Source organism: Candidatus Thioglobus sp. (assembly GCA_028228555.1).
Classification (GTDB): Bacteria; Pseudomonadota; Gammaproteobacteria; order PS1; family Pseudothioglobaceae; genus Thioglobus_A.
Genome location: JAOJBP010000007.1, coordinates 21,477 through 36,195, shown reverse-complemented (window position 1 = coordinate 36,195; position 14,719 = coordinate 21,477). Strand labels below are relative to the sequence as shown.

Below are 14,719 nucleotides of genomic sequence, written 5' to 3'. Positions count from 1 at the left end.
CATGAATACCAATTACCGAAAAAAACTTGAAGGCACAGATTTAGATTACTTCGACACATGTCAAGCAATTGAAGATATAGCACCTGGCGCTTATGTCAAACTCCCTTACACTGCTCGTATTCTAGCTGAACAGCTTGTTCGTCGCTGTCAACCAGAAAATCTTACAGAGTCACTTAAACAACTGATCGAGAATAAGCAAGATTCAGATTTTCCTTGGTATCCAGCTCGTGTGGTTTGTCATGATATTTTAGGTCAAACAGCTTTAGTTGATTTAGCTGGCCTGCGCGATGCAATTGCAGATCAAGGTGGCGACCCCTCTAAGGTTAACCCGGTAGTTCCAACTCAGTTAATTGTTGATCATTCACTGGCAGTAGAGGCACCTGGTTTTGACCCAGATGCATTTGAGAAAAACCGCGCTATTGAAGATCGCCGAAATAAAGACCGTTTTGATTTTATTGAATGGTGTAAAACTTCTTTTCAAAATGTTGACGTAATTCCTGCGGGTAACGGCATTATGCACCAGATTAATTTGGAAAAAATGTCGCCAGTTATTCAAGCTCGTGAAGGTATTGCATTTCCTGATACTTGCGTCGGTACTGATTCACACACACCACACATTGATGCATTAGGCGTTATGGCAATAGGTGTGGGCGGATTAGAAGCTGAAACTGTTATGCTGGGTCTGCCATCGATGATGCGTGTACCCGATATCATTGGTGTTGAGCTTACTGGTAGACGCCAGGAAGGTATTACTGCAACAGACGTAGTTCTAGCGATCACTGAGTTCTTGCGTAACCAAAAAGTAGTCTCAGCTTACCTTGAGTTTTTTGGTGAGGGAACTAAGGGTTTAACCATTGGAGATCGCGCAACAATCTCTAATATGACACCTGAATATGGTGCTTCAGCAGGTTTGTTCTATATTGATGAACAAACCATTGACTACTTAAAGCTCACAGGTCGTGAGCCTAAACAAGTGGCTTTAGTTGAGCACTATGCTAAAGAAACAGGTCTTTGGGCGGATGATCTAATTGATGCGAACTATGAGCGAGTTCTTAGCTTTAATTTGTCATTAGTTGAGCGTAATATGGCTGGTCCGTCAAACCCTCATCGCCGTCTAGCAACTGCTGATCTTGTATCAAGCGGCATCGCAAAGGACTTGGATAAAGCAAAAGCTGAAGAAGCTGAAGGCAAAATGCCTGATGGTGCGGTTATTATCGCCGCAATTACATCCTGTACAAATACTTCCAATCCACGCAATGTTGTTGCTGCTGGATTAGTGGCACGTAAAGCAAATGAGCTTGGCTTGATTCGTAAGCCTTGGGTTAAGACATCTTTTGCACCGGGCTCAAAGGTTGCAGAACTTTACTTAAAAGAAGCTGGTCTACTGAGTGAACTTGAAACGCTTGGTTTTGGTATTGTAGGTTTTGCATGTACTACTTGTAATGGTATGTCTGGAGCACTTGATCCTGTTATTCGAGATGAAATTATTGAGCGTGATTTATATGCGACAGCAGTTCTATCTGGGAATCGAAACTTCGATGGTCGAATTCACCCTTATGCAAAACAGGCATTCCTAGCATCGCCGCCATTAGTGGTTGCTTATGCTATTGCAGGAACCATTCGTTTTGATATTGAGCAAGATAGCTTAGGTAATGATAAAGACGGTAATCCTATTACCTTAAAAGACATTTGGCCTACGGATGAAGAAATTGATGTCATTGTAAAAGCAAGTGTTAAACCTGAAATGTTTCATCAAATTTACAATCCAATGTTTGATCTTGGAGTTATACAAGGAGCAAAGAGTCCTTTATATGATTGGGATGATAAAAGTACTTATATTACACGACCTCCCTATTGGGAAGGTGCACTAGCTGGTGAGCGAACCATGAAAGGTATGCGTCCTCTTGCAGTGCTTGGTGACAATATCACAACAGACCATTTATCTCCTTCAAATGCAATTATGTTAGAAAGTGCTGCTGGTGCTTATTTGCATAAAATGGGCTTACCAGAAGAAGACTTTAATTCCTATGCAACTCACCGTGGTGATCACTTAACAGCACAACGCGCAACTTTTGCAAATCCTAAGTTGTTAAATGAAATGTGTCGTGATGGTGCTGATGGAAAAACCGGAGAGATTAGACAAGGCTCTCTTGCGCGTGTTGAGCCAGAAGGTGAACAAATGCGCATGTGGGAAGCAATCGAAACTTACATGGATCGTGCACAGCCATTAATTATTATTGCAGGTGCTGACTATGGGCAGGGATCATCACGTGACTGGGCCGCTAAAGGCGTTCGTCTAGCAGGTGTTGAAACGATTATCGCGGAAGGGTTTGAACGCATTCACCGTACAAACTTAGTCGGCATGGGTGTTCTTCCACTTGAATTTATTAATGGTGAAACACGATCCACTTACAGCATCGATGGCACTGAAACATTTGATGTTGAAGGTGATATAGCGCCAGGATCTTCATTAATAGTGAAGATGACACGCACTAATGGCGAGACGAAAAACATCCCTGTTAAATGTCGCTTAGATACAGCGCAAGAAGCACATGTTTATTCTGCTGGTGGCGTACTACAAAGATTTGCTCAAGACTTTTTAGAGGAAAATGCATAATGTCTTTTGCACCTCAAATCAAGATTCCTGCAACCTATATGCGCGGTGGCACCAGCAAAGGGGTTTTCTTTAATCTTGAAGATCTGCCTGAAATATGTAAAGTTGCTGGCCCTGCTCGCGATGCAATGTTACTTCGTGTGATTGGTAGTCCTGATCCATATGCTAAGCAAACTGATGGCATGGGTGGTGCAACTTCAAGTACCAGTAAAACTGTTATTTTATCGAAAAGTCTAAAAAGCGATCATGATGTTGATTATCTCTTTGGCCAAGTTTCAATTGATAAGCCGTTTGTTGATTGGAGTGGTAATTGTGGTAATTTGACAGCTGCAGTTGGCTCTTTTGCAATCAGCAATGGATTGGTTGATGCTGATCGTGTTATACAAAATGGCATTGCGACTGTTCGTATTTGGCAGGCAAATATTAATAAAACCATCATTGCTAAAGTCCCAATGACTAATGGCATGGTTCAAGAAACTGGTGATTTTGAATTAGATGGAGTGACGTTTCCAGCCGCAGAGGTTCAAGTTGAGTTTATAAGCCCTGTGGATGCTAGCGACGCTATGTTCCCGACTGGAAATTTGGTAGATGATTTAGAAGTCCCAGGTGTTGGCACATTTAAGGCAACTATGATTAATGCAGGTATTCCAACAATCTTCTTGAATGCTGATTCAATTAATTACACAGGCACAGAATTACAGGTTGATATTAATAGTAACGAAAAAGCACTCACAATGTTTGAAAGTATTCGCGCCTATGGCGCTATAAAAATGGGCTTGATAAATAGCATTGAACAAGCTGCGGGTCGCCAACATACGCCTAAAGTTGCTTTTGTCAGTAAAGCCAAAAGTTACATTTGCTCAAGTGGCAAAGAGATCAGTGCAAGTGATATTGATCTTAATGTTCGAGCTTTATCAATGGGATTATTGCATCATGCTATGATGGGCACTGCTGCAGTAGCTATTGGAACTGCAGCAACCATTCCTGGAACGTTAGTTAACCTTGCTGCAGGTGGTGGCGAACGTGAAAATGTTACTTTTGGGCATCCATCTGGATCGCTAAAAGTGGGCGCAGAGGCAATGCAAGAAAATGGTGACTGGACTGTAAATAAGGTGGTTATGAGCCGTAGTGCAAGAGTTTTAATGGAAGGAACAGTTCATGTTCCTGGAAATATTTTTGATCATATATAACTAACAATTAATAGATTTTAAATAGAATTGAGGTATTAAATAATGGGAGATTTAAAATGAAATACCAACAAGAATTAGCTTTATCAAAAGACGATCCAGAGGGTTTCTGGAGAAAAAAATCTGAAGCCCTTGAATGGTTTAAAAAGCCAGAGAAAATATTAACACAAGATAAAGATGGTATTCATCATTGGTTTGCAGATGGTGAGATGAACACAGCTTATATGGCACTCGATTATCATGTTGAAAATGGCCGTGCTGATCAAGCAGCCTTGATCTACGACTCTCCAGTGACAAATACAAAAAAAACATACACTTATCGCGAAATGCGTGATGAGGTTGCCCTAATTGCTGGAATGCTAGTAGACTTGGGCGTTGAAAAAGGCGACCGTGTTATTGTATATATGCCAATGATTCCACAAGCTGCAATGGCTATGCTAGCTTGTGCTCGGATTGGTGCTATTCATTCAGTAGTATTTGGTGGTTTTGCCGCACCTGAATTAGCATTACGTATTGATGATGCTAAGCCAAAGGTAATCTTAAGCGCTTCTTGTGGCATTGAAATAAATCGAGTTATTGAATATAAGCCATTAATTGATAATGCTGTCGAAATTGCTAAACACACTCCTAATAATGTCGTTGTATTCCAACGCCCAGAAGCAACAGCTGAACTTTCACGAGATGGAGATCTAGATTGGGTGGAGACTGTCAGTAAGGCTCAACCTGCAGGATGTACGCCTGTTAAAGGATCTGATTTGCTTTACATATTGTACACATCAGGCACAACAGGAAAACCTAAGGGTGTGGTGCGTGAAAACGGCGGCCATGCGGTTGCGATGAAATATAGTATGAGTGCCATTTATGACATGAAACCAGGCGAAGTTTTTTGGTCTGCTTCTGATGTGGGCTGGGTAGTTGGGCATTCTTATATAGTGTATGCGCCTTTATTGCAAGGTTGCACTACAATATTTTTTGAAGGAAAGCCAATTATGACGCCTGATGCTGGTGCTTTTTGGAGAGTTATTTCTGAACATAAAGTTAAAGCATTATTTACTGCACCTACGGCTTTTAGAGCTATTAAAAAAGAGGATCCGAATGGCGACTTCATAAAGAAATATGATTTATCTTCTTTTAAGACTTTATTTGCTGCAGGTGAGCGATTAGACCCGCCAACTTATGAATGGCTAGATGAACAGTTTAAACTGCCAATTATTGATAATTGGTGGCAAACGGAAACAGGGTGGCCAATTTCTTCTAATATGAGAGGTATTGAAAAAATGCCAATCAAACCAGGATCTTCAACTGTTCCTGTGCCGGGTTATGATATACATATTTTGGATGATAATGGACAAGAGGTTGCGGTTAATAAACAAGGTAATATTGCTATCAAGTTACCTTTGCCACCCAGTTGTTTAACAACTATTTGGGGTGATATTAATCGTTTTAAAGCGAGTTATTTAGAAACTTTTCCAGGCTACTATACGAGTGGTGATGGTGGCTATATTGACGAAGATGGCTATTTATTTGTGATGGGACGGACTGATGACGTTATTAACGTTTCAGGACATCGACTATCTACTGGTGAAATGGAAGAGATCATTGCCACACATCCAGCTGTTGCTGAATGTGCAGTTATTGGAAGAAGTGATGATCTTAAAGGGCAGATGCCATTAGGGTTTACTATTTTAAAATCAGGTGTTGATACAGATCACTCAGATATCAAAAAAGCATTAGTTCAATTAATGAGAGAGAAGATTGGAGCGGTGGCTTGTTATAAGGACACCATTATTGTTGAGCGTTTACCTAAAACACGTTCTGGAAAAATTTTAAGAAAAACCTTAAGACAATTAGTGGATGGTGAAGATTATGTCATACCATCAACCATTGATGATCCAGCTATTTTGGATGAAATTCAACAAGAATTAAAATAACATTAAATGCGAATTATTAATATAAATTAGCGAGACCAATGGATGTAAAGACTGCATTAGCCCAACGAAAATCAACAAGAGCTTTCTTAAACAAAGAAGTACCCATTGCAACAATAAATGCTATTTTGGAGCAAGCTAAAACAGCACCTTCTGGTGTTAATACACAGCCTTGGAAGGTAGCTGTATTGTCAGGACAAAGCAAAAAAGACCTTGAGCAGAAGATGGAGTCTGAATTTAGAGCTGGTAATAAAGGCGTAATGGATTATCAGTATTATCCAGAACAATGGGAAGCACAATACAAAGACAGACGCAAGGCTTGTGGCTTATTAATGTACTCTACACTGCAAATTAAGCGTGAAGATAAGCAAAGACAGCTTGATCAGTGGGCGGCAAATTATCGCGCTTTTGATGCACCTGTGATGCTGCTTTTCTTTATCGATAAGGTAATGGAAAAAGGCTCATATTTAGATTATGGTATGTTCTTACAATCTATTATGTTATCTGCAGTTGAACATGGATTGGCAACTTGCCCTCAAGCAGCTTTAGCTGAGTATCCCGAGATTGTTAAAAAGGCATTGGGTTATGAAGATCAAGTGTTGATTTGCGGCATGGCATTAGGCTATGAGGATACTACTGAAGATGTTAATAGCTATAGAACTGAACGTGAAGATCTAGATAAGTTAGTTCGCTATTTCTCTTAAATATTCTATTTTACGATTTGTTTTTTACCCGCCACTCAATAAAAAATATTAAAGGTAAAAAGTATAGAAATTCGTTTTGATTAGAATTGGAACTTATTAAACATTATTAGCAAAACTAATTATATATTATTTCATATTATGAATTTTTAATTAATAGCCTTAACGCAAGTCTTGCTCAAATACCTTTCTAGATAGCTTTTTAGAAGAGTATATTAGAGAGTACTGATAGTTGTAGTGAAGTAGCTATTCTATGTATTATGTCCTCTGAAAACAAATAAATAGGGGAACAAAAAAATGAGTAAAACTAAAAAAGATCAAAACACAATTAGTCGTAGAGATATGCTAAAAACAAGTGCAGCTCTAGCAGCAGCACCGATGTTTTTTACAAAGGGAGCTTATGCAGGCGGCCATTCTAAGAACTTTACTAACAATCCAGGCAGTTCGTCTACTGTAACACTAGGCTTTAATGTGCCACAAACTGGTGCATATGCTGATGAAGGTGCTGATGAATTACGCGCATTTAAGCTAGCTGTTAAGCACTTAAACGGTGAAGGCGATAGTGGCATGATGAATACTATGAAACCTATGAACTTAAAGGGTAATGGTATTTTAGGAAAGAAAGTTACTTATGTAACAGGTGATACTCAAACTAAATCAGATGCAGCACGTGCTTCTGCTAAACGTATGATTGAGAAAGATGGTGTTGTGATGATTTCTGGTGGTTCATCATCAGGTGTAGCAATTGCTGTTCAAAGTTTGGCACAAGAAGCTGGTGTTATTTTCATGGCTGGCCTAACTCACTCAAATGATACAACTGGTAAAGACAAGCGTCGTTACGGTTTCCGTCATTTCTTTAACGCTAAAATGACAGGTTCTGCATTAGGACCAGTGTTGAAAGAAGAAATGGGTACTGAAAGAAATGCATACCATTTAACTTCTGACTACACTTGGGGTTGGACACAGGAAGAGTCAATTAAAGAAACAACTGAAGGTTTAGGTTGGAATACTGCTGCAACGATTAGAACACCAGTAGGTGCAGGCGACTTTTCTCAATTTATTACGCCAATTTTAAACTCAGGTGCAGATACATTGATTCTTAACCATTATGGTAAAGATATGATTAACTCACTAACTCAATCTGTACAGTTTGGTTTACGTGACAAAATGGTTAATGGTAAGCAGTTTGAAATTATCGTACCTTTATACTCACGTCTAATGGCACAGGGTGCTGGTAAGAACCTTCAAGGTATCTTAGGAACAACAAACTGGGATTGGCAGTTACAAGATGCTGGTTCTAAAGCATTTGTTAAGTCGTTTGGTACTGAATATGGTTTCCCACCTTCAATGGCGGCTCATACTTGTTACGTGCAAACGTTGCTTTATGCAAATGCATGTGAAAGTGCTGGTACATTCTACCCACCTGAGGTTATTAAGCAGCTAGAAGGCTTTAAATTTGATGGTATGGGTAATGGTGAAACTGAATATCGCGCTGAAGATCATCAGTGTTTCAAAGATGTATTGGTTGTTCGTGGTAAGCAAAATCCAAATACTCAGTTTGACTTACTTGACATTGTTAAAGAAGTTCCACGTGCTGATGTTGAGTACGATGCTTCAATTTTCGGTGGTGAATTAGGTCCTTACGTAGTTTAAATCTCTAGATTTAAAAACTTAAATGCCAATTACATTACTGTAGTTGGCATTTTTTTTAAATTTAGTTCAATTAATAAGAGAAAAATATTATGGATGCTGTTTTAATACAATTACTTAATGGTCTAGACAAGGGTGCTGCTTATGCTTTAATTGCACTTGGCTTGACATTGGTGTTTGGTACACTTGGTGTGGTTAATTTTGCACATGGTGCGTTATTTATGCTGGGTGCGTTTTGTGCGGTAACATTTCAAAAGATTTTAACCATCTCGGTTAAAGTCATTGATCCAAGCATTACCTTTTTTACTGCCTATAAGGAGCAACCATATTTAGAAATATGGTTTGGAGAAACCGGGCTCGCCATTATAGATTATGCGGTGCCATTGTCTATTATTATGGCAATACCCGTTATGTTGTTAATTGGTTTGGCTATGGAAAGAGGCTTAATTAGGCACTTTTATAAGCGTTCACATGCAGAGCAAATATTAGTTACATTTGGTTTGGCTATTGTGATTCAAGAAGTGATTCGTCATTTCTTTGGTGCGAATCCAATTCCAATGCCGCCGCCTGATGTTGTCTCTAGTAGTGCAGCAATCGGTACTTGGCTTGGACTGAGTGATAATCTTATTTATCCTTGGTGGCGTCTAATTTATCTTGCTTTTTCAGCTTTAATAATTGTCTCAGTTTTTGCTTTTTTACAGCTAACAACTTTTGGTATGGTTGTGAGAGCGGGAATGTTTGATCGACAAATGGTTGGATTTTTGGGTATCAATGTGCAGCGAAAATTTACCATTGTATTTGGTATTGCAGCAGTTGTTGCTGGGCTTGCGGGTGTTATGTATGCGCCTATATTGCCGCCTGATTATCATATGGGAATGGACTTCTTAGTTCTTTCCTTTGTTGTGGTTGTAGTTGGTGGCATGGGCTCTTTAGGCGGTGCGGTAGCTGCTGGCTTCTTATTAGGAGTTTTGCAATCATTTGCATCTATGACTGTAGTGAGTAATTTAATACCAGGTATAGATCAAGTGATTATTTATTTAGTTGCTGTGATTATTTTATTAACACGTCCTCGAGGGTTGATGGGACGTAAAGGTGTAATGGAGGATTAAATCATGGAATATTTAAAAAAACGTAGCGTTTTATTTACTATGACAGTGTTCTCTATTGCTGTATTTAGTATGCCTATATGGCTTGAACCTCTTGGTGCAAGCTATCCAGATCTTCTGCAAAAATTTGCTATATTTGGTATTTTTGCTATTGGTTATAACATTCTATTTGGATTAACAGGATATTTATCATTTGGCCATGCTATCTTCTTAGGTGTAGGGTCTTATACAGCTGTGTGGTCGTTTAAGTTGTTAAGTATGAATGCTATACCTGCTGTCATATTTGGTACGCTATTTGCAGGCTTGATTGCTGCTTTGGTGGGTTATGTTAGTTTACGTAGGTCAGGTATTTACTTTTCGATACTGACATTGGCTTTTGCGCAAATGTTTTATAACCTTGCTTATTCGGTATTGTCACCAATTACTAATGGTGAAACTGGTCTAACAATCGCCGCTGAGGATCCTAGAGTACTTGATCGTTTGTTTGGTGATGTGGCTTCAGGAGGGGGGTTGCCTTCTACTGAGGTATTTGGTGTCTCGATGAGTGGATATTCAGGGTTTTATTTCACTGCCGTGATACTGATACTGGCATTTTATATTTCTCTGAAAATATTCAACTCTCCTTTTGGCTTAAAGCTTAAAGCAATTAAATCTAATCAGCATAGAATGAAATATACTGGATACAATACGCGCCCATATTTACTCACTGCTTTTATTATTTCAGGCATGTTTGCAGGATTGGCTGGCTCATTAATGGCGGTAACAGATCCATTAGCAGGCGCTGAAAGAATGCAGTGGACGGCTTCTGGCGAAGTGGTCTTGATGACTATTTTAGGTGGAGTAGGTACTTTATACGGACCTTTACTTGGTGTTGGAATTATTAAATATTTAGAAAATATTTTTTCAGCTATCAATGAATCTGTACTACAAAGTTTTTTTGCCTTTATGCCACAATGGTTAAATGATACGATGGTAGTGATTATTACTCCATTTGTCGGCGAAGGTTGGCACTTAACACTAGGACTAATGTTTATGATAGTTGTTATTTTCTTACCTGGTGGGGTAACAGAAGGTTTTCAAAAAATTAGGAACAGGTTTACTAAAAGTAAAGAGCAAGAAAAATTAAAACAAGGGGACGAATAAAATGAGCAGTTCTGTTTTAAAAATTAGCAATGTCAATAAAACTTTTGGCGGATTAAAAGCATTAACTGACGTCAATTTAGATATTGAAAAAGGTAAAGTTCATGCAATCATTGGTCCAAATGGTGCAGGTAAATCAACTTTATTAAATGTATGTATTGGATTACTAGCACCCGATACTGGTGAAGTACTGTTTGACAATCAAGATATTGTTGGTAAGCTACCTCATGAGATTAATCAAATGGGTCTAGCGAGAGTTTTCCAAACACCGGAAATATTTACAGACCTATCTTTGCTAGAAAATGTCATGATTCCAGCATTGTCAAAACGTGACGGCGCCTTTAAATTTAAAATTTTTAAAGATCTAGCTGATGAAAAAGATATTATGCAAGAATCTATTGAAGTTCTATCTAGTATTGGTATGCAAGATAAAATGCACGGCATCTCTGGAAGTTTATCACGTGGTGATAAGCGTAGACTAGAGTTAGCAATGAGCTTAATACAGCATCCAAAACTACTCCTGCTGGATGAACCAACTGCAGGTATGGCTAGACATGACACCAATCAAACAATCGAGCTATTAAAGCAGATGAAAGAAGGTGGCATGACTAAGGTTATTATTGAGCATGACATGCATGTTGTGTTCAGTGTTGCAGACACCATTTCTGTATTAGCAAGAGGTAAAATTATCGCAACAGGAACACCTGAAGAAATCAAAGCAAGTCCAATCGTAAAAGAAGCTTATTTAGGCGGAGGTAATCATGAGTGATAATAAATATAAAGCCGTTGTTTCACAAGGGTCTGATAGTGCATTTTTCTCTTGTTATGATCTTCACTCATACTATGGTGAGAGTTACATTGTGCAAGGTGTTAGTTTCGATATTCGCGAGGGGGAAATTTTAGCCTTATTAGGTAGAAATGGTGCTGGAAAGACTTCAACTCTTAGATCTATTGCTCGCGCAACCGATCCTCAGGTGAATCATGGAGAGATGTGGCTTGATCACCAGCCTTTACATAATATGGAAGATTATCAAGTGGCACAATTAGGTGTTGCATTAGTGCCAGAAGATCGCTGTATTATTGGCGGATTGACTGTAGAGGAAAACTTGCAATTAGCGCAAATAGAGGGCCCAATTGGTTGGTCTATAGAGCGTATCTATGAGCATTTTCCAAGATTAGGCGAGAGAAAAGACCAAGATGGCGTTACTTTGTCAGGCGGTGAACAACAGATGTTAGCAGTTGCCAGGGCGTTAGCACGCGATGTTAAATTGCTATTGTTAGATGAGCCATTTGAAGGTCTTGCGCCAGTTATTGTTCATGAAATTGAAGACATCTTGATTAGTATTAAGAAACTAGGTATTACGACTATTATTGTAGAGCAAAATGCAGTAGCTGCGTTGCGTTTAGCCGATAGGGCGCTTATATTAGACACTGGTAAGATTGTGTTTGATGGCACTGCTCAAGAGGTTCTAGATGATGAAGCATTAAGACATCAATATTTAGCTATCTAGGTACAGATATTTGTCAATTAGAGTAGGGTAACAAAAATCTCAAATCTTCTTAACCGAAGGATTTATTAAAAATAACGCTTAGGCGTTATTTTTTTTTTGGATTTTTTTAAATCCTCTATGCGAGAAACGTAAATCTACAATTTTCATAATTTGGTGTGCATTATTCAATCATTGTATTTTCTAATGCCGTAATTAGCTCAATTTATTAAGAGCTAACTCATTCTTTTTAAATGATTTTTTAAAGCGGTTATATGGCTTTCCAAAAAGTCATATAAGGGAATGGTGATAGTTGACCTTCACTAGATTAGGTGTGTATCATGTATTTTGATTTATTAATAAAGAGGGGAGTCTAAATGAGTGATAACAACAACAACTACTGGAAAGCTAATATTGCACTGATCGTTAAGTGTTTAGCAATCTGGTTTGTGGTTTCGTATCTATTTGGCATTGTGCTAGTAGATGTGCTAAACACTGTCAGAATGGGCGGTTATAAACTAGGATTTTGGTTTGCACAACAAGGTTCAATTTATACGTTCGTAATTTTGGTATTTTACTATGCGAGAAGCATGGGCAAAATCGACAAAGAATTTGGCGTTGACGAAAAATAAGGGGAGAAATACATGGATTTACAAACATTAACATTTTTATTTGTAGGCGCAACATTTGCGCTCTATATTGGTATTGCTTTCTGGGCAAGAGCCTCCACAACTGAGGAGTTTTATGTTGCTGGTGGTGGTATTCACCCTGTAGCAAATGGTATGGCTACAGCAGCAGACTGGATGAGTGCAGCGTCATTTATCTCAATGGCTGGTTTAATTGCATTTTATGGATACGGTGGTTCAGTATTCTTAATGGGTTGGACAGGTGGTTATGTATTGCTAGCAATGTTACTTGCACCTTACTTAAGGAAGCATGGAGCATTTACAGTGCCAGAGTTTATCTCTGACAGATACTATTCAAAGACTGCGCGTGTTGTTGCGGTTATTTGTCTAATCATTGCGTCAGTTACTTACGTAATTGGTCAGATGAAAGGTATCGGCGTGGCATTCTCAAGATTCCTAGAAGTGGATTATGAGACTGGATTAGTGTCAGGTATGGTGATTGTTGCTTTTTACGCTACCATGGGTGGTATGAAAGGTATTACATATACTCAAATTGCACAATACGTGATCATGATTATTGCTTATACAATTCCAGCAATCTTTATTTCATTTATGCTGACAGGTAACCCGATTCCTCAGTTAGGTTTAGGTAGTGAAATGGCAGACGGTACATACCTATTAGATAAGCTTGATCAAGTGGTTACTCAACTAGGTTTTGCTGAGTATACAACTCAAGCTAGATTAAGCACAACTAACATGTTTGTTTACACACTGTCTCTAATGATTGGTACAGCGGGTCTTCCTCACGTTATCATGAGATTCTTCACAGTATCTTCAGTGAAAGCTGCACGTGAATCTGCAGGTTGGGCTTTGGTATTTATTGCGCTACTTTATACAACTGCTCCTGCAGTTGCAGCAATGGCAAGATTAAACTTAATGCAAACGATTGATCAGCCAAATGCTGAGCAAAACTTGGCATATGCTGACCGTCCATCTTGGTTTAAAAACTGGGAAACAACTGGTTTGTTGAAGTTTGAAGATAAGAACAACGATGGCTTGATTCAATATACAGGCGATAAAAAGACTAATGAAATGGTTAAAGTTGATAGAGATATCATGGTTCTAGCGAACCCTGAGATCGCTGGCTTGCCGAACTGGGTGATTGCAATTGTTGCAGCCGGTGGTTTAGCAGCAGCATTATCCACAGCAGCTGGTCTTTTGTTAGCCATTGCGTCTTCTATTTCACATGACTTATTAAAAGGTGTGTGGAAGCCAAACATCACAGAGAAGGAAGAGCTTAAATACTCTAGAATCTCTATGATTGGTGCCATCTTAATTGCGGGTTACTACGGCTTTAATCCTCCGGATTTTGCTGCAGGTACAGTTGCGCTTGCCTTTGGTCTAGCAGCTTCTAGTATCTTCCCTGCACTAATGATGGGTATCTTCTCCAAGAAGATGAACAAAGAAGGTGCGATTGCAGGTATGTTGTCAGGTATTGGTATTACATTGTTATATGTATTCCAACACAAAGGCATTATGTTTGTACAATCAACATCTTTCTTAGGTGACATGGATCCAAACTGGTTCTTAGGTATTGAGCCTAATGCATTTGGTGCTATTGGTGCGGTAGTTAACTTCGCAGTAGCATTCATTGTAATGAGTCGAACAGCTAAAGTACCTGCAGAGGTTGTACAGATGGTTGAGAACATTCGTGTTCCATCATCTAACTAAAAAAACTTTTTAAGTTTTTTACTTTGACACCCGGCAATGCCGGGTGTTTTTTTATTTAAAATAAAGGAATTATGTTTTTTAAGAATAAACACGTTATTACTTCAATGATCGTTGCACCTATATTGGCAATTATCAGTTATTTTGCTGTCGACTATTATGTGGCTGAGGTGCCTCATAAAGCCATAGATGGCCAATTGTACAAAATGCTTGCTAAGCCTAATTGTCGCTGGGAAAGTGGCCATTGTGATCTGGTGAATGGCGACTTGGAGTTGTTAATTACTTCTGATAGTCAACTATATGGAGATAATCACTTTCGCTTAAAAACAGAAACGCCACTAGAAGGGGTTATCTTTGCAGTTGCGAGTGAAAAAGGAGGGTATTCTCAGCCAGAATCTATGAGATTAGTGCAAATAGGTAACAAGATCTGGGAAAGCTCTTTGGTCAATGTCAAAAGATCTGACTACTTGCAACTTGCTGTTTCTGTTAATGGTATTATCTTTAGAGCTGAAGTGCCAGCTATTTTTACTTATCAGGATAAAGATTATTAGA

12 protein-coding genes are annotated in these 14,719 nt (G+C 38.8%); all 12 read left to right on the top strand.

Annotated features, from left to right (window positions below; all coding sequences use genetic code 11):
- Position 1 precedes the first annotated feature (1 nt).
- The 12 genes from acnD (at position 2) to N9Y32_04760 (ending at position 14,718) form a co-directional block, all read left to right on the top strand.
- The gene (gene acnD / locus N9Y32_04815) at positions 2 to 2,617 is read left to right on the top strand and encodes a Fe/S-dependent 2-methylisocitrate dehydratase AcnD (protein ID MDB2590336.1); all 2,616 of its coding nucleotides are present in this window, start codon (positions 2 to 4) and stop codon (positions 2,615 to 2,617) included.
- On the top strand, positions 2,617 to 3,804 hold the full coding sequence (gene prpF, locus N9Y32_04810; protein ID MDB2590335.1) for a 2-methylaconitate cis-trans isomerase PrpF: 1,188 nt from the start codon (positions 2,617 to 2,619) through the stop codon (positions 3,802 to 3,804). The genes acnD and prpF overlap by 1 nt, the downstream gene beginning before the upstream one ends.
- A 56-nt stretch (positions 3,805 to 3,860) precedes the next feature.
- Positions 3,861 to 5,732, top strand: a complete 1,872-nt coding sequence (locus tag N9Y32_04805; protein ID MDB2590334.1) for a propionyl-CoA synthetase — start codon at positions 3,861 to 3,863, stop codon at positions 5,730 to 5,732.
- Between the two features lie 38 nt (positions 5,733 to 5,770).
- Positions 5,771 to 6,433, top strand: coding sequence for a nitroreductase family protein (locus N9Y32_04800; protein ID MDB2590333.1), 663 nt, complete (start codon positions 5,771 to 5,773; stop codon positions 6,431 to 6,433).
- 294 nt (positions 6,434 to 6,727) lie between these two features.
- Positions 6,728 to 8,083, top strand: coding sequence for an ABC transporter substrate-binding protein (locus tag N9Y32_04795; protein ID MDB2590332.1), 1,356 nt, complete (start codon positions 6,728 to 6,730; stop codon positions 8,081 to 8,083).
- An 89-nt stretch (positions 8,084 to 8,172) separates the two neighbouring features.
- Entirely contained in the window at positions 8,173 to 9,189 is a 1,017-nt protein-coding gene (locus N9Y32_04790; protein ID MDB2590331.1) for a branched-chain amino acid ABC transporter permease, read from the top strand.
- A gap of 3 nt (positions 9,190 to 9,192) precedes the next feature.
- Positions 9,193 to 10,329 (top strand): branched-chain amino acid ABC transporter permease, encoded by a 1,137-nt coding sequence (locus N9Y32_04785; protein ID MDB2590330.1) that lies wholly within the window; start codon positions 9,193 to 9,195, stop codon positions 10,327 to 10,329.
- 1 nt (position 10,330) lies between these two features.
- Complete coding sequence (locus N9Y32_04780) at positions 10,331 to 11,095, top strand: ABC transporter ATP-binding protein (GenBank protein ID MDB2590329.1); 765 nt, start codon at positions 10,331 to 10,333, stop codon at positions 11,093 to 11,095.
- Complete coding sequence (locus N9Y32_04775; GenBank protein MDB2590328.1) at positions 11,088 to 11,837, top strand: ABC transporter ATP-binding protein; 750 nt, start codon at positions 11,088 to 11,090, stop codon at positions 11,835 to 11,837. The genes N9Y32_04780 and N9Y32_04775 overlap by 8 nt, the downstream gene beginning before the upstream one ends.
- A 353-nt stretch (positions 11,838 to 12,190) precedes the next feature.
- Entirely contained in the window at positions 12,191 to 12,445 is a 255-nt protein-coding gene (locus tag N9Y32_04770; protein MDB2590327.1) for a DUF4212 domain-containing protein, read from the top strand.
- A 12-nt stretch (positions 12,446 to 12,457) separates the two neighbouring features.
- Complete coding sequence (locus tag N9Y32_04765; protein ID MDB2590326.1) at positions 12,458 to 14,170, top strand: cation acetate symporter; 1,713 nt, start codon at positions 12,458 to 12,460, stop codon at positions 14,168 to 14,170.
- A gap of 71 nt (positions 14,171 to 14,241) precedes the next feature.
- Complete coding sequence (locus tag N9Y32_04760) at positions 14,242 to 14,718, top strand: hypothetical protein (protein MDB2590325.1); 477 nt, start codon at positions 14,242 to 14,244, stop codon at positions 14,716 to 14,718.
- Position 14,719 lies beyond the last annotated feature (1 nt).

Coding starts and splice junctions, on each gene's coding strand:
- N9Y32_04770 (MDB2590327.1), top strand. CDS start 12,191: ATGAGTGATAACAACAACAACTACTGGAAAGCTAATATTGCACTGATC.
- N9Y32_04780 (MDB2590329.1), top strand. CDS start 10,331: ATGAGCAGTTCTGTTTTAAAAATTAGCAATGTCAATAAAACTTTTGGC.
- N9Y32_04775 (MDB2590328.1), top strand. CDS start 11,088: ATGAGTGATAATAAATATAAAGCCGTTGTTTCACAAGGGTCTGATAGT.
- N9Y32_04805 (MDB2590334.1), top strand. CDS start 3,861: ATGAAATACCAACAAGAATTAGCTTTATCAAAAGACGATCCAGAGGGT.
- N9Y32_04800 (MDB2590333.1), top strand. CDS start 5,771: ATGGATGTAAAGACTGCATTAGCCCAACGAAAATCAACAAGAGCTTTC.
- prpF (MDB2590335.1), top strand. CDS start 2,617: ATGTCTTTTGCACCTCAAATCAAGATTCCTGCAACCTATATGCGCGGT.
- N9Y32_04760 (MDB2590325.1), top strand. CDS start 14,242: ATGTTTTTTAAGAATAAACACGTTATTACTTCAATGATCGTTGCACCT.
- N9Y32_04790 (MDB2590331.1), top strand. CDS start 8,173: ATGGATGCTGTTTTAATACAATTACTTAATGGTCTAGACAAGGGTGCT.
- acnD (MDB2590336.1), top strand. CDS start 2: ATGAATACCAATTACCGAAAAAAACTTGAAGGCACAGATTTAGATTAC.
- N9Y32_04795 (MDB2590332.1), top strand. CDS start 6,728: ATGAGTAAAACTAAAAAAGATCAAAACACAATTAGTCGTAGAGATATG.
- N9Y32_04785 (MDB2590330.1), top strand. CDS start 9,193: ATGGAATATTTAAAAAAACGTAGCGTTTTATTTACTATGACAGTGTTC.
- N9Y32_04765 (MDB2590326.1), top strand. CDS start 12,458: ATGGATTTACAAACATTAACATTTTTATTTGTAGGCGCAACATTTGCG.